The organism is Polaromonas sp. P4_F9, from assembly GCF_056401235.1.
This window is the reverse complement of record NZ_JBFUJT010000017.1, coordinates 125155-143009: the sequence shown is the minus strand read 5'-3', so window position 1 is coordinate 143009 and position 17855 is coordinate 125155. Positions and strand designations below refer to the sequence as shown.

The 17855-nt window shown below is 63.1% G+C and carries 17 protein-coding genes and 1 pseudogene; 11 read left to right on the top strand and 7 right to left on the bottom strand.

Features of this window, described 5'->3' with window-relative positions; genetic code table 11:
• Window positions 1-2: 2 nt before the first annotated feature.
• From kdsA to AC1DUB_RS16385, 5 genes are all read left to right on the top strand, one after another.
• Window positions 3-860, top strand: a complete 858-nt coding sequence (gene kdsA, locus AC1DUB_RS16405) for a 3-deoxy-8-phosphooctulonate synthase (RefSeq protein WP_477730406.1) — start codon at window positions 3-5, stop codon at window positions 858-860.
• Between the two features lie 2 nt (window positions 861-862).
• Window positions 863-1153, top strand: coding sequence for a DUF1330 domain-containing protein (locus AC1DUB_RS16400; RefSeq protein ID WP_477730405.1), 291 nt, complete (start codon window positions 863-865; stop codon window positions 1151-1153).
• Between the two features lie 44 nt (window positions 1154-1197).
• Entirely contained in the window at window positions 1198-2481 is a 1284-nt protein-coding gene (gene eno / locus AC1DUB_RS16395) for a phosphopyruvate hydratase (RefSeq protein WP_477718470.1), read from the top strand.
• Window positions 2482-2518: 37 nt separating this feature from the next.
• Window positions 2519-2794 (top strand): septum formation initiator family protein, encoded by a 276-nt coding sequence (locus AC1DUB_RS16390; protein WP_477718471.1) that lies wholly within the window; start codon window positions 2519-2521, stop codon window positions 2792-2794.
• Window positions 2795-2920: 126 nt separating this feature from the next.
• A complete protein-coding gene (locus AC1DUB_RS16385) occupies window positions 2921-3451 on the top strand; it encodes a hypothetical protein (RefSeq protein WP_477730404.1) in 531 nt (176 codons plus the stop codon).
• A 37-nt stretch (window positions 3452-3488) separates the two neighbouring features.
• On the opposite strand, the gene hslO is transcribed toward AC1DUB_RS16385, so the two are convergent.
• Together hslO and AC1DUB_RS16375 are read right to left on the bottom strand one after the other, a co-directional pair.
• On the bottom strand, window positions 3489-4463 hold the full coding sequence (gene hslO / locus AC1DUB_RS16380; protein ID WP_477730403.1) for an Hsp33 family molecular chaperone HslO: 975 nt from the start codon (window positions 4461-4463) through the stop codon (window positions 3489-3491).
• Window positions 4464-4626: 163 nt separating this feature from the next.
• On the bottom strand, window positions 4627-5151 hold the full coding sequence (locus tag AC1DUB_RS16375) for a gamma carbonic anhydrase family protein (RefSeq protein WP_477730402.1): 525 nt from the start codon (window positions 5149-5151) through the stop codon (window positions 4627-4629).
• Window positions 5152-5267: 116 nt separating this feature from the next.
• Between AC1DUB_RS16375 and AC1DUB_RS16370 the strand changes: the two genes are divergently transcribed.
• A complete protein-coding gene (locus AC1DUB_RS16370) occupies window positions 5268-6092 on the top strand; it encodes a ferritin-like domain-containing protein (protein WP_477730401.1) in 825 nt (274 codons plus the stop codon).
• Window positions 6093-6164: 72 nt separating this feature from the next.
• The gene (locus AC1DUB_RS16365; RefSeq protein ID WP_477730400.1) at window positions 6165-7430 is read left to right on the top strand and encodes a class I SAM-dependent methyltransferase; all 1266 of its coding nucleotides are present in this window, start codon (window positions 6165-6167) and stop codon (window positions 7428-7430) included.
• A gap of 37 nt (window positions 7431-7467) precedes the next feature.
• Here AC1DUB_RS16365 and xerD read toward each other — a convergent pair whose 3' ends face one another.
• From xerD to AC1DUB_RS16345, 4 genes are all read right to left on the bottom strand, one after another.
• Window positions 7468-8370: a site-specific tyrosine recombinase XerD gene (xerD, locus tag AC1DUB_RS16360; RefSeq protein ID WP_477730399.1), complete on the bottom strand. Its 903-nt coding sequence runs from the start codon at window positions 8368-8370 to the stop codon at window positions 7468-7470.
• 127 nt (window positions 8371-8497) lie between these two features.
• Complete coding sequence (locus AC1DUB_RS16355; protein WP_477730398.1) at window positions 8498-8773, bottom strand: DUF4242 domain-containing protein; 276 nt, start codon at window positions 8771-8773, stop codon at window positions 8498-8500.
• Between the two features lie 85 nt (window positions 8774-8858).
• Window positions 8859-11615 (bottom strand): ATP-binding protein, encoded by a 2757-nt coding sequence (locus AC1DUB_RS16350; RefSeq protein WP_477730397.1) that lies wholly within the window; start codon window positions 11613-11615, stop codon window positions 8859-8861.
• Window positions 11616-11766: 151 nt separating this feature from the next.
• Window positions 11767-12747, bottom strand: coding sequence for a tripartite tricarboxylate transporter substrate binding protein BugE (locus AC1DUB_RS16345; RefSeq protein WP_477730396.1), 981 nt, complete (start codon window positions 12745-12747; stop codon window positions 11767-11769).
• 120 nt (window positions 12748-12867) lie between these two features.
• Between AC1DUB_RS16345 and AC1DUB_RS16340 the strand changes: the two genes are divergently transcribed.
• Both AC1DUB_RS16340 and AC1DUB_RS16335 read left to right on the top strand, forming a co-directional pair.
• Window positions 12868-13773 carry an AEC family transporter gene (locus AC1DUB_RS16340; RefSeq protein WP_477730395.1) on the top strand — a complete coding sequence of 302 codons (906 nt, stop codon included), beginning with the start codon at window positions 12868-12870 and terminating at the stop codon, window positions 13771-13773.
• 20 nt (window positions 13774-13793) lie between these two features.
• A pseudogene (locus AC1DUB_RS16335) lies at window positions 13794-14867 on the top strand (type VI secretion system contractile sheath domain-containing protein).
• On the opposite strand, the gene queG reads toward AC1DUB_RS16335, so the two are convergent.
• Window positions 14862-15911: a tRNA epoxyqueuosine(34) reductase QueG gene (gene queG, locus AC1DUB_RS16330; protein WP_477730458.1), complete on the bottom strand. Its 1050-nt coding sequence runs from the start codon at window positions 15909-15911 to the stop codon at window positions 14862-14864. The pseudogene AC1DUB_RS16335 and the gene queG overlap by 6 nt on opposite strands.
• A gap of 27 nt (window positions 15912-15938) precedes the next feature.
• Here queG and tsaE point away from each other — a divergent pair, with 27 nt between their 5' ends.
• Both tsaE and AC1DUB_RS16320 read left to right on the top strand, forming a co-directional pair.
• Window positions 15939-16436, top strand: coding sequence for a tRNA (adenosine(37)-N6)-threonylcarbamoyltransferase complex ATPase subunit type 1 TsaE (gene tsaE, locus AC1DUB_RS16325; RefSeq protein ID WP_477730394.1), 498 nt, complete (start codon window positions 15939-15941; stop codon window positions 16434-16436).
• Complete coding sequence (locus tag AC1DUB_RS16320) at window positions 16433-17848, top strand: N-acetylmuramoyl-L-alanine amidase (RefSeq protein ID WP_477730393.1); 1416 nt, start codon at window positions 16433-16435, stop codon at window positions 17846-17848. Before tsaE ends, AC1DUB_RS16320 begins: the two co-directional genes overlap by 4 nt.
• Window positions 17849-17855: the final 7 nt, after the last annotated feature.

Here is a 17855-nt window from a genome sequence, read left to right as displayed (position 1 = left end):
CCATGAAACTATGCGGATTTGACATTGGTCTGAACCAACCGTTTTTCCTGATTGCCGGACCCTGCGTGGTGGAGTCCGAACAGCTCCAGATGGACACGGCCGGCACGCTGAAAGAAATCACTTCATCACTGGGCATCCCCTTCATCTTCAAGTCCAGCTACGACAAGGCCAACCGCTCCAGCGGCACCAGTTTTCGCGGCCCCGGCATGGTGAAAGGCCTGGAAATTCTCGCCAAGGTCAAGCGTGAGCTGAACCTGCCCATCCTGACCGACGTGCACTCCGAAGCCGACATCGCTGCCGTCGCCGCTGTGGTCGATGTGYTGCAAACCCCGGCGTTTTTGTGTCGCCAGACCGACTTCATTCATGCGGTGGCGCAATCGGGCAAGCCGGTCAACATCAAAAAAGGCCAGTTCCTCGCGCCGGGTGACATGAAAAACGTCATCGACAAGGCGCGGGCTGCGGCACGTGAAAAAGGCCTCAACGAAGACAACTTCATGACCTGCGAGCGCGGCGCCAGTTTTGGCTACAACAACCTGGTGTCCGACATGCGCAGCCTGGCCATCATGCGCGAGACCGGCGCGCCCGTGGTGTTTGATGCCACCCACTCGGTGCAACTGCCAGGCGGCCAGGGCACCAGCAGCGGCGGCCAGCGGGAAATGGTTCCGGTGCTGGCGCGCGCCGCAGTCGCCGTCGGTGTGGCCGGCCTCTTCATGGAAACACATCCCGACCCGGCCAAGGCCCTGAGCGACGGCCCCAATGCCGTGCCGCTCAAGCACATGAAAGCCCTGCTCGAGACCCTGCTGGAACTGGACCGCGTGACCAAGAAAAACGGTTACCTTGAAAACAGCTTCGGAGCCTGAACGTGCCAAGTGCCTACATCATTGCCAACGTTACAGTTACGAACCCCGAACAATACGAAACCTATAAAAAACTCTCTAGCATTGCCATGCAAGTGCACGGCGCCGAAGTTTGCGTGCGTGGCGGCAAGGTCGAGGTGATTGAAGGCGATTGGTCGCCAAGCCGCCTTGTTGTGCTGAAATTTCCCGACATGGAGCAAGCCCGGGCCTTCAATACGTCGGCCGAGTACGAGGCCGCCCGTCAGTCGCGCCAGGGCATCGCCGTCATGCGCATGGTGCTGGTTGAAGGTGTGTAGTTTTAGTCTTCTGATTTTTGTTTTCTGATTTTGAAAGAACATAAATGAGCGCAATTGTTGATATCGTTGGCCGTGAAATTCTCGACAGCCGTGGCAATCCCACCGTTGAATGCGACGTGCTGCTGGAGTCCGGCGTCATGGGCCGCGCCGCAGTTCCCTCGGGCGCATCCACCGGTTCGCGCGAAGCCATCGAGCTGCGCGACGGCGACAAATCGCGCTACCTTGGCAAGGGCGTGCTCAAGGCCGTCGAGCACATCAACACGGAAATCTCCGAAGCCGTGCTGGGCCTCGATGCCAGCGAACAGGCCTTTCTCGACCGTACGCTGATTGACCTGGACGGAACGGACAACAAGTCCCGCCTGGGCGCCAATGCGACGCTGGCCGTCAGCATGGCAGTTGCGCGTGCAGCGGCTGAAGAAGCCGGCCTGCCGCTGTACCGCTACTTCGGCGGCAGCGGCGCGATGCAGATGCCCGTTCCGATGATGAACGTGGTCAACGGCGGCGCGCACGCCAACAACAACCTTGACCTGCAGGAGCTCATGATCATCCCCATCGGCGCGCCGAGCTTTCGCGAAGCCGTGCGTTACGGTGCCGAGGTGTTTCATGCGCTCAAGAAAATCCTGCACGACAAGGGCATGAGCGTGGCCGTCGGCGACGAAGGCGGCTTTGCGCCCAACGTGCCCAGCCACGAAGCGGCCATCCAGATGATTCTGGAGGCTATCGACAAGGCCGGCTATGTCGCGGGTGAACAGATTGCGCTGGGCCTGGATTGCGCGGCCTCCGAGTTTTACAAGGATGGCAAGTACGTGCTGGCCGGCGAAGGCCTGAGCCTGGACGCCACCGAATGGACCAACATCCTGGCCACCTGGGTCGACAAGTACCCCATCATCAGCATTGAAGATGGCATGGCCGAAGGCGACTGGGATGGCTGGAAAATTCTGACCGAACGCCTGGGAAAACAGGTGCAACTCGTCGGCGACGACCTGTTTGTGACCAATACCAAGATCCTCAAGGAAGGCATCGACAAGCACATCGCCAACTCGATCCTGATCAAGATCAATCAGATCGGTACGCTGACGGAAACCTTTGCCGCCATCGAGATGGCCAAGCGCGCCGGCTACACCGCCGTCATCAGCCACCGCTCGGGCGAAACTGAAGACTCCACCATTGCCGATATCGCGGTCGGCACCAATGCCGGCCAGATCAAGACCGGCTCGCTCTCCCGCTCTGACCGCATGGCCAAATACAACCAATTGCTGCGCATCGAGGAAGACCTGGGTGACATCGCGTCTTATCCAGGCCGCGCTGCGTTCTACAACCTGCGTTGACCTGACCACGTCCACTTCTACGGCTTGTGGCTAAACCTTGGCTAATCGCTTCATCCCTGCCATCCTGATTGCGCTGCTGGTGTTGCTCCATGCGCAACTCTGGATTGGCCGGGGTAGCGTTCCAAGTGTGCGCGAGATGCAGCAGCGGCTGGACGAGCAACTCGCCAAAAATGCGCAAGCGCAGGTCAGCAACGATCAGCTGGCAGCGGAAGTCAGGGACCTGCGGGAAGGCCTGGAAATGGTCGAGGAAAAAGCACGCGTGGAACTGGGCATGGTCAAGCCCAATGAGATCTTTGTGCAGATCACAAAATAATCACCCGTCAACGCCTTCTGCGACCGCGGGCGCAACGCCCTTCGGTAGCCCGGGCCGGGTTGAGGTTGTCCCTTTGTCCCACTTGCTGCCCCGCTTATCCCATTTTCCGCATCACCAGGCTACACCGTGCTGAAACTTGCGCTGGTCGGCGCCCCACACACCGGTAAATCCGCCCTCGCGGCCGCCCTGGACGAGGCGCTGAAGACCTCGGCCTGCGCCGCCTCTGCCTGTGTTGTGATCGTCCCCGCGCCCCTGCCTGCCGCCAGCCTGGCCGGCTACGACCTGGTTCTGCTGATGGGGCTGGAGCCCCCGGTACGCTGGCCCGACAGGGGGGATTTGCCAGCCCTCACCGCCCAGATGAATGAAGTGAGGGAAGCTGCAGACCAGTCGATTCGCACCGCACTGCTACAGGCCGGCATGCCTTACCAGGTGATTTACGGTTCGGCGGAGGAACGCCTCGCCCATGCACTCGCCGCTCTGGAGCCCCTGCTGAAAACGGCCGGCCAGCGCCTGCGACAAAGCCACGGTGCAGCGGGCGGACCGGACAACGCCGGCAAAACCAGGCCCTGGGTATGGGTGTGCGACAAATGCAGCGACCCGCAGTGCGAGCACCGGCTGCTGAGCGATCTGCTGGCCGGGCGCGCACGCCCGGTTTAGGGGCTGCTCAACGCCAGGAGCGCATCCCGGGGTTACGTTACTGCACTGTCTGGGTGGGTGGTTGCTGCTTGCTTTGGCTCAGGAAGATTTGCGCCGCATCCACGGGGTCAAAGTCGTACTGGGCGCCACAAAACTCGCAGCCGACGGCTACCTTGCCGCGCTCTTCAATAATGCTCTCGATCTCTTCCGTACCCAGGCTGCGCAGCATGTTCCCCACACGATCGCGCGAGCAACTGCAGGAAAAGCTGGGCGTTGCCGGCTCAAAGCGGGTCACCTGCTCCTCCCAGAACAGGCGGCGCAAGATAGTGTCGGCATCCAGGCCAAGCAGTTCTTCGCGTTTCAACGTTCCGGCCAGCATGGCGATCCGGTTGTAATCTTCGTTAAGACCGATCTGGTCTTCATTGGTGTCCCTGTCAGTCCGGCCCCGGCCCTCCAGGTTGCCCTGCCCTTTCACCGGCAAACGCTGGATCAGCAGGCCGGCAGCAACCTTGCCGTCAGCAGCCAGGATGAGCTTGGTGTCCAGCTGTTCACTCTGCAGCATGTAATGCTCCAGCACCTCGCCCAGGCTTTCAATCTTTTCACGCCGGTCGCCATGCAGCGGCACCACGCCCTGGTAAGGCTGCTGCCCCGGCAGCTTGTCCTTGGGGTCCAGCGTAATGGCGCAACGCCCCTGGTTGTTCACATTGACCAGTTGGCTCAAGGAGCTCCCGGCATCCACGCTGCCCGTCACTGTTGCGGTAGCGCGCAGGCTCAGGTCGGGCTGCACTTCCGCCACCGCCAGCTTGACGGGGCCATCGCCAAAAATCTGCAAAATCAGCGCACCATTGAACTTGATATTGCTCTGCATCAGGGCGCCTGCCGCCGTCATTTCACCCAGCAGGTGCATCACCTCGACCGGATAACCCCCGGCGGCCTTCCGGCGCGTGAGGATTTCCTGCCAGGAGTCGGTCAGGCGTACCAGCATGCCGCGCACCGGCAGGCCGTCAAAGAGGAATTTATGAAGTTCGGACATTAGGCCCCCACGCTTTTCACTTCGTGTAATGCGCTGCCCCCCGAGGGGGCCGCTGCGCCTGCGGTCTGGCAAAGCCAGTCCCGCGGCCCCTGCTGGGCTGAAGAGCCCCCACGCGTGGTTTGGGAGGGTCGGGTATTTGGGGTAGTCATGCTTTAGGTACCGTTCAGGCCAGTTTCTTGAGTCCGGCCTTATAACGCCGGGCATTGTCTACATAGTGCTGCGCGATCATTTTTAAACCCTCGATCTGCTCCGGCGAGAGTTGCCTCACCGCTTTGGCCGGGCTGCCCAGGATCAGGGAGCCATCGGGGAACTCCTTGCCCTCGGTCACCAGCGAACCCGCGCCGACCAGGCAGTTCTTGCCGATTTTCGCGCCATTGAGCACCACCGCCTGGATGCCGATCAGCGTGCCGTCGCCGACGGTGCAGCCATGCAGCATGACCTGATGACCGACCGAGACGTGGTCGCCAATCGTCAAGGGCACCCCCTCGTCAGCGTGCAGGACGCTGTTGTCCTGGATGTTGGTGCCCCGGCCAATGGCGATGTTTTCCGAGTCGCCACGGATCACCACGCCAAACCAGGCGCTGCTACCCTCACCCAGCGTCACCCGGCCGATGACCTGCGCGTTCTCGGCCACCCAGGCTGACTCGTGAATGGTAGGGGCTGAATCGCCCAGCTGGTAAATGGCCATGAAAGTCCTTGAACAGGTGATCGTCGGAAAGGGATTGCCCCGATTGTAAGTAACCACTCGCCCTACTGTCTGCGCCGTCTGCGGCCGCAAACGGCGCTATCGCCGACAATCCAGCCATGATTGCCAAGCCGCCACCCTCCGCAGACCTGCACCAGCAAGCCCTGCAGGCGCTGCTGGAGCCCGATCCACAGGAAAAAGTGAAGCTTACCCTTGCCATACAAGCGTTTTCAGCTTCACTTTTGGTAGCAAATGAGGCAGATTTACAGGCCCCCGCCGGCCTGCCCGGGCGCCCGGCACGGCCGGAATTGCGCTCCCACCTGGATGTGCCGAAGCGCTCCCCCTTCACCCATGAAGGCTTGGCTGCGCTACTCCATGCGGTGACCCACATCGAATTCAACGCCATCAATCTGGCCCTGGACGCGGTCTGGCGCTTCGGCGGGCTGCCGCCTGCCTATTACCTGGACTGGCTAAAAGTGGCCGGGGAGGAAGCGCAGCACTTCAGCCTGCTGAGCGACCACCTGCAAGCCATGGGCTACCGCTACGGCGACTTCCCCGCCCACACCGGCTTGTGGGACATGACCGAAAAAACCGAAGGCGACGTACTGGCGCGCATGGCGCTGGTGCCGCGCACGCTAGAGGCACGCGGGCTGGACGCCACGCCGCCCATGCAGGCCAAGCTGCGCCGGGTCGGCACGCCCGACGCCTTGCGCGCCGTCGACATCCTGGACATCATCCTGCGTGACGAAATCGGGCATGTGGCCATCGGCAACCGCTGGTACCGGTTCCTGTGCGCCGAGCGCGGCCTGGACCCGGTCGCCACCTATGCGGTCCTGGCAAAACAATACGGCGCCCCCCGGCTGAAGGGCCCACTCAACCTGGAAGCTCGTCGCGACGCCGGATTTGACGCTGCTGAATTGGCCCTACTGAGCGCAAATGCATGAAGTTAACAGGTTTATATGTGCAAAAAGAGCTAAAGCACGCTAGACTGTAAACGCACCGAAAGGAGTTTGCGCATGATCCGGCACCTGGTTCCAGACATCCAATCGCAAATGACGAGCCTGCCCGCGGACGTCGCCCTCGAATTACCCCAGGGCCAGCGCCTGGGTTCGGCCAACGCGTCGGTCAAGCTGTCGTTTTCCAACTGGTCCAGCATCGCCCGCCTCAAAGCCGGCCAGATCGGCGCCCTGGCCGAAGAGTATGTCGAGGGCAAATTGCAGCTTGAAGGCGCCATGCGCGATGTCATGCGCGCGGTAACCAAACTCCTGCCGGGCAACCCGGTGGAAAGCGACATGGGCTGGTGGTCCGGCCTGCTGCGCCGGGCCAAGTCCATGGCGGCCCACACGCCGGCCAGGGACGCGGCGCAGATCCAGTTTCATTACGACGTTTCAGATGCCTTCTACACGCTCTGGCTAGACCCGCGGCGGGTGTATTCGTGCGCCTATTACCGCGATGCCGCCATGACGCTGGCGCAAGCCCAGGAGGCCAAGCTCGACCATATCTGCCGCAAGCTGATGCTCCGGCCCGGTGAGCGTTTTCTGGATATCGGGGCGGGCTGGGGGGCGCTGCTGTTGTGGGCGGCCGAGCACTATGGCGTGGATGCCACCGGCATCACGCTGTCGAAAAACCAGCATGCGTACGTGCAGCGGCTAATCGAGCAAAAAGGCCTGGAGGGGCGCGTTCGCATGGAGCTGCGCGACTACCGCGAGATGGCTGAAGACCAGCCCTTCGACAAAATTTCCTCGGTGGGCATGTTTGAGCATGTGGGGCAGGCCAACATGCACGCCTACTTCAGGAAGATCATGGGTTTGCTGGTACCCGGCGGGCTGGTCATGAACCACGGCATCACGGCTGGCGGGCTGGAAAACCGGCAGCTCGGCGCCGGCATGGGCGATTTCATTGAAAAATACATCTTTCCCGGCGGCGAGCTGCTGCACGTCAGCGCCGTGCTGGAGCACATGTCCCGCGCCGGACTGGAAATGGTGGACACGGAAAACCTGCGCCCGCACTATGGCCGAACATTGTGGGACTGGTCAGACGCCCTGGAGGCCCGGCTGGACGAAGCGCGCCAGGTGCTCGCCGAAGACGGCGGCGCCGAACGTGCTGAAAAAACCCTGCGCGCCTACCGCCTGTACCTGGCCGGCAGCGCCATGAGTTTCGAGCAGGGCTGGATATCGCTGCACCAGATGCTGGCCACGCGCCCCACGGGCGACATGCGTGAAGCGGGGGTCAAGGGCGCCCAGTCGGTTTACCCCTTCAGCCGCGACTACATGTACCGCTGATGTACCGCTGATCCCCAACCCGCCGTTCACCCTCTTTTCAACCCCGTGGATGGTGCTGCGCATGCAGCGCCTTCAGGCGTTCCCGGGCCACATGGGTATAAATCGTGGTGGTGGAAATATCGGCGTGGCCCAGCAGCATCTGCACAGCCCTCAGGTCAGCCCCATGGTTCAGCAAATGCGTTGCAAACGCATGGCGCAAGGTGTGCGGCGACAAGGGCGAATGGATGCCCGCCAGCTGCGCGTACTTCTTGACCAGCATCCAGAACATCACCCGGCTCATGCCGCGGCCGCGGTTGGTGACAAACAGGTCATCGGTCTGCTGACCGCCCAGAATGGCCGGTCGCGCCTCGGCCAGGTACAGCACGATCCATTCGCGCGCCACCTGCCCGAAAGGTACCAGCCGCTCCTTGCTGCCCTTGCCCATGACGCGCAGCACGCCTTCATTCAAGCCCACGTGAAAAGTCTTGAGCCCGACCAGTTCGCTGACGCGCAGTCCGCTGGCGTACATCAGCTCCAGCATGGCCCGGTCGCGCTGCCCGAGCGGCGTGCTGTCACTGGGCGCAGCCAGCAGGGCCTCCACCTGGGCTTCGCTCATGACTTTGGGCACCCGCAAGGCCTGTTTGGCGGATTGCAGTTTCAGCGTCGGGTCCACCGTGATCAGGCGCTCACGCAGCGCCCAGCGAAAGTAGCGCTTGAACACCGTCAGGCGCCGGTTGGCCGATGTGGCCTTGGTGGTGGCGTGCCGGGTGGAAAAGTAGCGGTTCAGGTCAATCTCAACCGTCTCGTCGAGCTTGCGCCCCTTTTGCGCTGGGGCAGCCAGCCAGGTCGCATACAGCGACAGGTCGCGCCGGTAGGCCGCCAGCGTATTTTTCGACAAGCCGTCTTCCAGCCACAAGGCGTCGATAAACCCATCAATGCTGGACTGGCTCTGAGATTGCATGCTCCGACGATAACAAAAAGAAAAACCGCCCGAAGGCGGCTTGTCGTGACAATTCCAGCCGGCGTCGGCGATCCGATGATGCGGTACGGGCAGGTATGAGCGGCCGGATTGTCAGCAGGCGCGGTCTTCAGCCCCGGTAGAAATACGGATCGAGCACACTGACCGCGGTGATGCTGCCGACTGGCAGGTTGTTTTTACCCGCCGTTTCGCGGATTGCTTCGGGCGTCGGCCCATCGTAGACGCAGAACGACTTGCGCAAGTCCTGGCTCACGTAGGAATGGATCCAGGTCACGCCACTCTTGGCGTTGTTCTCGACCACGGTACCGCAGGCTTGTGCGCCCTGGTCATTGACCGGGATCCGCAAGCCGTCGGGAAAAGTTCGTTCGACCATGTAGCGTGGCATAGCTGCTCCTTGAATTGAAACGGCGGAAATTCACCGTCGAATTCAGCTTAGGTGTCCGCATCGTCAGCGCCCACGGCGGACTTGCCTAGATTGCCGTCTTGCCTTGCCCATATTGGGATGCGATCCCCGCACGCAGCGCCGCAGCCACGGCTTCGGTCCGTGACGCAACGCCGAGCTTTGTGAAGACAGCCGCCAGATGGTGATCGACGGTGCGTACCGAGCGGCACAGCCGCTCAGCGATTTCCGAGTTCTTCAACCCTTCGCACAACAGCCGCAGGACCTCGATTTCGCGTGCGGTGAGCTGGTGCGGATTCGTCTGTGTTGAGGGTCGCATTCCTCTGGGCAGGCCCCGCAACCCCGCAGCGCGCAACTGCCGGCGCAACCCGTCCGCTGCCGGTCGTGCACCCAGTTGCTCGAACAGTGTCAATGCCTGGAGTTGAGCACTCACATCGCCTTCGCTCAGGGCGCGCGCTTGCTCATAGGGACAGCCCAAGTCCGCCCAGGCAGTCGCCGCCTCACGCCAGCGGCCGGCGATCTGCAAGGCGAACGGCTGGGCACAAGGCAGCGGCGCGACGTCGAGCGCCCCCGCACGCTGCATCCAATAGGCCAGCTCGCCGGTGAACCATGGATGTCGATGCTGGGTGGCGAGAATCAACGCCGGCCGCGCCTCCTCAGCGGCTGCGCGCAGATCGCCACGCAAACAGGCAGCTTCGGCACGGGCCGCGCGTACCGGGGCGATGCGCTGGAGCGTGTCGCTGGCAAGGGCCAGCTCCAATGCCTCATCAAGGGTCTCAGCCACACCGGGATCGCCTCGTCGCGCTCGCAAACGCCCCAGCGCGACGAGGGCCATGATGCGGCTGGTGGTGCGATGAGTGGTCTGCTGGACGATGTCAAGCGCATGTTCAGCCGCGTCGTCCCAGCGGCCCAGATACATCTCGCACAACGCCAGCCAGGCCGTCGCGTAGTTGCGGTAAAAGTCGATCTCGTGCTGCTGTGCAAAAGAGATGGCCTGGGTGAGGTAGCGCTGCGCCTCACGCAGCCGGAAGAGTTCACCGGATCCCGAGCCGAGATTGCTGTAGGTGTTGGCCGCGATGTAGTGCAGTCCGTCGGCAAGCGCCAGGTCCAGCGCGCGTTGCAGGTGCGCGCAACCGGCGTCGTAATCGATGAACATCGTGGCAGTCCCGAGCGTGCTGACGGTAGCGCCAAGAATTTCGCGATGCCCGAACAGCTCGGCAAGCTGGAGAGCTTTACTGCCCCAGGCAACCGAAACCTCGCAGTCTCGATTGAGCATGCGCAATTGGGCTTCCACACGGTAGGCGCCGGCCAGCTGTACGCCGGACGGCAGCGGCTCGAGCAGCTCGATCGCCCTGCGGCTTGCGGCATCGGCGTCGGTGTTCCTCAAGGCCAGCACATAGACCAGGGCGAGCTGGCTCAGATTTTCCGCCTCGCCCAGGGTGTTGGCTGCCCGTCGGTGCAACTCGCCCAGGCGCAAACGCGCGGCTATGGCTTCGTTCAACTGGTCGGTCAGCTGGCATTCGTGCGCGTAGGCATCGAGCCAGGCGGCGCGTTGGCCCTCGTCGGCTTCCCCTGCGCCTTTCGCGTACTGAAGCGCCGTGCGGTAGTGGGCGGCCGCCTCCCGGTGCGCCCCGCGCTGCTGCGCCTGGCGTGCCGCTTCAGGCGCATAGCGCAGCACGGCGGCGCTGTCGCTGGCCTGCGTGGCGTGGTGTACCAGGCGCGCCAGCGAGACAAGCGGCTTGTCCTCTCGCACCAGCGCATCCAGGACGTCCGCATGCAGTGCGCGTACAACGGGTTCGGACAGCGATGTTTCGATCGCAACCCGCGCCAGTTCATGACGAAAGCACAGTGCCGAGGCAGCGGTCGTCAGCAATCCGGAGTTCAAGCACTCTTCGATCAGGGCGACGTTCGTTCCGAGCAGTGCCTCGACCAGCCATTGCTCGATCTTCGCAGGAACGACGGACGCGAGCTTGACGACAGCCTGTGCGCCCGGACTGAGTCGCGCGAACCTTGCCAGAACCAGATCCTGCACGCTGCGCGGCACGCCGTCGATGCCATGCCTGAGCAGCTCGGTCACGAAAAACGGGTTGCCGTGCGTCGCTGAGTAGATGCCGTCCGGCGACCGCAAGGCGCAGCGGGCGAGGCGTTCGACCGCCGCTGGCGAAAGCCTGGGCAAATCCACCCGGGTCACGAGGCTGCCCGGCAACTCGCCCAGCAAGCGCCGCAGCGGGTGCGCTGGGGTCAACTCGTCGTCTCGATAGGAGATGACCAGCAGGCAGGCGGCACGATCGACCCGCCGGCCGAGGAACTTGAGGAGATCCAGCGTCGCATCGTCGGCCCAATGCGCGTCCTCGATCACGACCAGTGTCGGACGACGGCTCTGCTGGAGCTCCGTGAGCACGGCTTCAAACAGCGCTGCGCGGCTGCCGTCGCCACCCAGCAACGGGCGAAACCGGACCTCCGAGGAGCGCGCGATATCCTGCAGTGGGGCGAGCGGATGCGGGGTCTGCAGCGCGTCGCAGGCGCCCCACCACAAATTGGCTTCTCCACGTCTTTCGGCCAGCGCATTGAGCAGGCTGGTCTTGCCTATGCCAGCCTCGCCAGCGATCAGGGCGGTGTGGCCGGTGCCGCGCGCGACGGAATGCAGACGGTCTTCAAGCGCGTGCAATACTGCATCGCGCTCAACGAGTTCAATCGACCGACTCCCTGGAGAATGCGGTGATCGGGGCTCATGAGGTGTAAATGGTGTAAGTACCACGGATCGCCATGGTACGCCTCTCTTTGCGATTGCCGCGAGCGTCGATTCCGCCAGCTTGATCAGCCCCATCAACCAGGCCCGGATTTCCCGTTTGATGAACCCGTCGCTGCGGCCGGGCGCACAGGTTGGAAATGGATTTCCTGCGGGCTGCCGGGCGCCAACATGCCAAAACGAAAAAGCCGCCCGGAGGCGGCTTGTGGTCTGTAGGTAGAAGCCCGGCTCACTCCAGCTTGAGCTTGGCCGTGTCGACCACCTTTTTATAGACCTCGTACTCGGCCTTGATTTGCGCTGAAAACTGCTCGGGCGTGTTGGCAATGACCAGCGAGCCAGTGTCTTCGATGCGCTTGCGAACGGCCGGGTCTTCCAGCGCCTTCTTCACCCCGGCGCTGACCTTGTCAACCACTTCTTTCGGCAGGCCCTTGGGTCCCAGGATGCCGTAGTAAGCCATGCGGTTCACCGGCTCCAGGCCCACCTCCTTGAAGGTTGGTACATCGGGCAGCGCCGCCAGGCGCTGCGGCGCGGCGACCACGATCGGAATCAGGCGCTTTTGCTGGATGAACGGCAAAGCCGAAGGAATGTTGTCAAAAATGATGGGCACCTGGCCCGCCACTGTGTCGTTCAAGGCCGGCCCCGCGCCGCGGTACGGAATGTGCGTCACAAACGTGCCGCTCAGGTTTTTGTACAGCTCCATCTGCAGGTGGCCAATGCCGCCCGTGCCGGATGATGCATACGAGTATTTGCCGGGGTTCTTTTTGAGTTCGGCCACAAACTCCTTGTAGGTCCTCGCGGGAAAGCTGGGGTGCACCGCAATGATGTTGGGGGTGGCCGCGATGTTGATGATGGGCGTGAAGTCCGTCAGCGGGTTGTAGGGGACTTTGGGGTTGATGGCCGGGTTCGCCGCGGTGGTGGACACCGTGGCCACGCCGAGCGAATAGCCATCGGGCACGGCACGGGCTGTTTCAGTGGCGCCGATCACGCCGCCTCCGCCCGCCTTGTTCTCGACGATGACAGTCTGGCCCAGCGCCTTGCCCAGTGGCTCGGCAATCACCCGCCCCACGATGTCGGTCGTGCCGCCCGGTGCAAACGGCACCTGCAGCTTGATGACCTTGTTGGGATATGCCTGCGACCATGCGGGGCCTGCCGTGACGGCCAGGGTAAGCGCATAAACAGCAGACAAGGCAAACAGATAACGACGTTGCATGGTGAAGTCCTTCAAAATCAAAACAGCTGGAATGGTATACGCAAGCCACGTGCCTGCCTGCTGTGGATTACGCATAAGGGCAAACCCGAACACCGCAGGCTTTGCGGTTATTCTCGGCGGGTGAACTACGCGCAACTTCTTTTTCCCGACTTTTCCCTGATTGTTTGTGGTTACCTGGTCTGCCGCTACACCGCGCTCAACCGCAAGGTGTGGGAGCAGGTGGAGAGCCTGGTTTATTACTTTCTGTTTCCGGTGTTGCTGTTCCAGTCGATCATCAAAAGTCCGCTGGATCTGGGGGCCGCCTCCAGCCTGATCGGCGCCGGCCTGTTGCTGGGGCTGTCGGGCATTGCGATGGCCTACAGCCTGCCTTACCTCCCCTGGCTGGGCCGGCGTATAGACCAGCGCGAGCACGCGGGCAGCGCCCAGGTTGCCTTTCGCTTCAATTCCTTTATTGGCCTGGCCCTGGCAGACCGGCTGGCCGGTAGTGAGGGCCAGCAGCTGATCGCCGTGCTGATTGGCGTTTGCGTGCCGCTATTCAACGTGGCCGCGGTCTGGCCCATGGTGCGGCACGCCCGGCGCGGCTTCCTGCGCGAACTAGTGCGCAATCCCCTGATCGTGGCCACTGCTACCGCCCTCGTGGCCAACCTGCTGGGCTTCACCCTGCCCATCTGGCTGGAGCCCACGGTCACGCGCATTGGCGCCGCATCACTGGCCCTGGGCCTGCTGGCGGCCGGCGCGGGCATGCAGTTTGCCCACCTGTCGCAAGCCAAGACACTGGCGGTCGCGGTGCTGTCGATACGTCATTTGCTGCTGCCGCTGGTGGCCCTGGGCCTGACGAAAGCCTGGGGGCTGTCGGCCGCGCAGAGCACCGTCCTGCTGGCATTTTCCGCGCTGCCGACGGCCTCCAGCGCCTATGTGCTGGCGGCGCGCATGGGCTACAACGGCGGTTATGTGGCCGGCTTGGTCACCTTGTCCACCATGTTGGGCATCGTGAGTTTGCCGTTTGCGCTGGGCGTGCTGCGCTAGGCGCAACACCCCTTCAGACAATGCTGTCCATGAATGCCCACCTGCCACCACCGCGCGTCAAAATTACGTCGGACATGGAAACGGCCGGTACGCTACGGCCACTGGAGCTGCCTTTCGTGGTGGTGCTCCTTGCCGACCTGTCAGGGGGTCACTCGGCCACGACGGCAACCGTCGACTACGCATCGCGGTCCATGGCAGGCATCGACCGGGACAGCTTTTGCGAGTTCATGCGCGACAAGGCGCCGCGGCTTGCGCGTTCGGGCATCACATGGAAGGCGCTGACCAATCTGGTGCTCAACGTGAAGACCAGCCCCGCGTTGTCGCTTCTCCTGCTGGACACCAGCAAACCGGAACTTTTGCAGGATCTGGGCCGCACGGGACTCATCGGTGACAGCCTTTTATTCAAGCGGATTCACCAAGCCCAGTCGGGCACGTATGGGGGCCAACCCGCCAGCCTGTTGGTCAGCCTGCATGAATTCGGCAACGGTGCGGACGACCTTGTGCTGCTGTCGCGCCTGGCCCGGCTGGCGGCACAAACCAACGCACCGCTGATTGCGCAGGCACCGTCCGCGCTGGCCAAAGAACCCGTTCGGCTGGACTGCGAAGAAACGCGCTTCATTGCCCTGGTGGGGCCAAGACCGGCGGACGGCCATGCCGCCTGCTGGCTGACCGCGCTTGTTGCCAATGCCTTTTCGGTGCACGGCTGGCCTGTGGCGCTCCAGGAAACCTGCCAGCTCAACCTTCTGGAGACACAACCCACGCAACTGCCCGCGGGGGCCTCGCTGCCGCACTTGCTGGCTGCAACATGTTTTGCCCGGCATGTTCAGGCCATCCTGCGGCACAAGATCGGCAGCTTCCTGACCCGCAGCAATGTCGAAGCGTTTTTGCAAACCTGGCTTTCGTAATACGTGCTGCTGGACAACGACGCGCCACAGCAGGTCCGGGCCAGCATACCTTTGCAGGAGGCGCGCATTGTGCTGACCGACATGCCGGGTCATCCCGGCTCGTATCAAGCCACCTTGTTCATACGTCCCCGCTACGGGCTAACACCTCTTGCAGAGCCCATCCAGTTGCACATCACGCTGGCGTCATAGCGGGGCGAGCGCCCAGGCCACATGCTCACGCACCAACGCACTGGGATGGTCTACGCGGCTTTGGAGACCGCTCCGAATCGCTGTGGCGCCCGCATTCGCATGCAGCGCATTGCCCATGGCCACCGCCACATTGCGCAGCCAGCGTTCATGGCCAATGCGGCGGATGGCGCTGCCTTCGGTGAAGCGCAAAAATTCTTCCTCGGTCCAGGAAAACAGGGTCACGAGCTGCTGCCCCGTCAGTCCTTCGCGCTCGTCAAAGTCAGGCAGGGCACTGCGCTGCGCGAATTTGTTCCAGGGGCAAATCAGCTGGCAGTCGTCGCAGCCATAGATGCGGTTGCCCATCAGGGGCCTGAGCTCCAGCGGAATGGGTCCGGCGTGTTCTATGGTCAGGTAGGAAATACAGCGCCGGGCATCGAGCTTGTACGGAGCAATGATGGCCCGCGTGGGGCAGATGTCGATGCAGGCGCTGCAGGTGCCGCAATGCGGTGCGACCGGTGCGCTGGGCGGCAGGGCCAGGTCCACATAGATTTCGCCGAGGAAAAACATCGAGCCCGCCTCGCGATTGAGCAGCAGCGTGTGCTTGCCGCGCCAGCCCTGGCCGCTGCGGGCAGCCAGTTCAGCCTCCAGCACCGGCGCCGAGTCGGTGAAGGCGCGGTGGCCGAGTTTTTCGACGTGCGCGGCGATACGCTCGCCGAGTTTTTGCAGGCGGGCACGCATGATCTTGTGGTAGTCGCGGCCCCGGGCATACACCGAGACGATGCCTTCCGTGGGCCGCCCGAGCCGGCTGAACTCGATGGCCTGCCATTCACCCGGCACCGCCGATGTGGCGGCGGGTAAATAATCCATGCGTGCCGTGATGACGCTCACGGTACCGGGAATCAGTTCAGCCGGCCGCGCCCGTTTCAGCCCGTGCGCTTGCATGTAATGCATGTCACCATGAAAGCCTGCGGCCAGCCAGGCTGATAATCCGGGTTCAGCAGATGACAAATCGACACCGGCCACGCCAATTTGCGAAAATCCAAGCTCGCGCGCCCAAGTCTGAATTTGATTTACAAATTGATGATTGAATTGATGACTGTTCAGGTCCACCCGCTGATTGTAAAAAACATTGTCTGGCAAGACGAGGCCGCGACCCTTGCCTTTGCGCAGGCATTGGCGCGGCAACCGGCGATCGGGCAGGCGCTGATTGAACTGCAGGGCGACCTGGGGGCCGGCAAAACGACGTTTGTGCGCCACCTGCTGGGTGCCCTCGGCGTGAAGGGCCGCATCAAAAGCCCCACCTATGCCGTGGTGGAACCCTACACCTTGCCCTCTTCCGGCATGAATCCCTCGGGCCTGTCGATATGGCACTTTGACTTTTACCGCTTCAATGATCCGCGGGAATGGGAGGAGGCCGGTTTCCGTGACATCTTCGCCAGCCCCGGGCTCAAGCTGGTCGAGTGGCCCGAGAAAGCGGGCGTCCATTTGCCGCCGCCTGACCTGCTGCTCAAGATGGAGGTGCTGGGTGACACGTCCCGTTCAGTCACAGCGACGGCTCACAGCGCTACCGGCGCAGAACTGCTGGCATGACGAATAAAAGCGGTCGCCACCTCAACCGGCGCAGCGCCTTGCAGCTGGGCGGCGTGGTCCTGCTGCTGGGGGTGCAGCACATTGCCCGCGGCGCCACCATTGTCGCCGTGCGCGTCTGGCCGGCCAAAGACTACACCCGCGTCACCATCGAGTCCGACGGTGAAATCAAGGCTCGGCAGTTCTTTGTGGCCGAGCCACCGCGCCTGGCGGTTGACATTGAAGGCATAGACCTGATTCCGGCCCTGCGCGAGCTGGTGGCCAAGGTGAAATCGGACGATCCGAATATCTCAGGGATTCGCGTCGGGCAAAACGCACCGGGCGTGGTGCGGCTGGTGATTGACCTGAAGCAGGCCATGCTGCCGCAGGTCTTCACGCTGCCGCCCGTGGCGGCTTACCAGCACCGGCTGGTGCTGGACCTGTACCCGGCGCAGGCCATCGACCCACTGGAGGCCCTGATCGCCGAGCGACTGGCCGACAAACAGGCCGGCGCCGGCTCATCCACGAGCGCAGCCCCCGACCCGCTGGGCGAGTTGATCGCCCGTCAGACCGGACGAGCCCCATCGGGCGCAGTGGCCGGTGGCGACAAGCCATCGGGCAGCCCACCGCTGGCTGGCTCTGCAGACGACCGCTTGCCCTTGCCCGCCGCCCGGCCGCCTGGCGACATGGCGGCCGCTGGCAAGGGGCGGACCGAAGGCAAGACAGACCGGCTCGTCATCGTGGCGCTGGACCCGGGACATGGCGGCGAGGACCCCGGCGCGGTCGGGCCCGGCGGCACGCGCGAGAAAGATGTCGTGCTGCAAATCGCGCATCGCCTGCGCGACCGCATCAACCAGCAACCGAACATGCGCGCCTACCTCACGCGCGATGCCGATTTTTTTGTGCCGCTGCACATCCGCGTGCAAAAAGCGCGCCGCGTGCAGGCCGATCTTTTCATCAGCATCCATGCGGACGCCTTCTTTACCGCCCGCCCGCAAGGCGCCAGCGTGTTTGCCTTGAGTGACAAGGGCGCCTCCAGCAGCGCCGCGCGCTGGCTGGCCGAGAAGGAAAATTCCGCCGACCTCGTGGGCGGCGTCAATGTGAAGGCCCGGGACGTGCAGGTCCAGAAGGCCCTGCTGGACATGAGCACCACCGCGCAGATCAATGACAGCCTCAAGCTGGGCAGCGCCATGCTGGGCGAGATCGGCCATGTCGGCAGGCTGCACAAGCCGCGGGTCGAGCAAGCCGGTTTCGCGGTGCTCAAGGCGCCCGACATTCCCAGCGTGCTGGTAGAAACCGCCTTCATCAGCAATCCGGAGGAAGAAGCCCGGCTGCGCAGCGATGACTACCAGATCCAGCTCGCGGATGCGCTGATGCGCGGCATCAGCCGCTACTTTGCCAGGAACCCGCCACTGGCGCGGAGTCGCGCGCTGTAATCCGTCC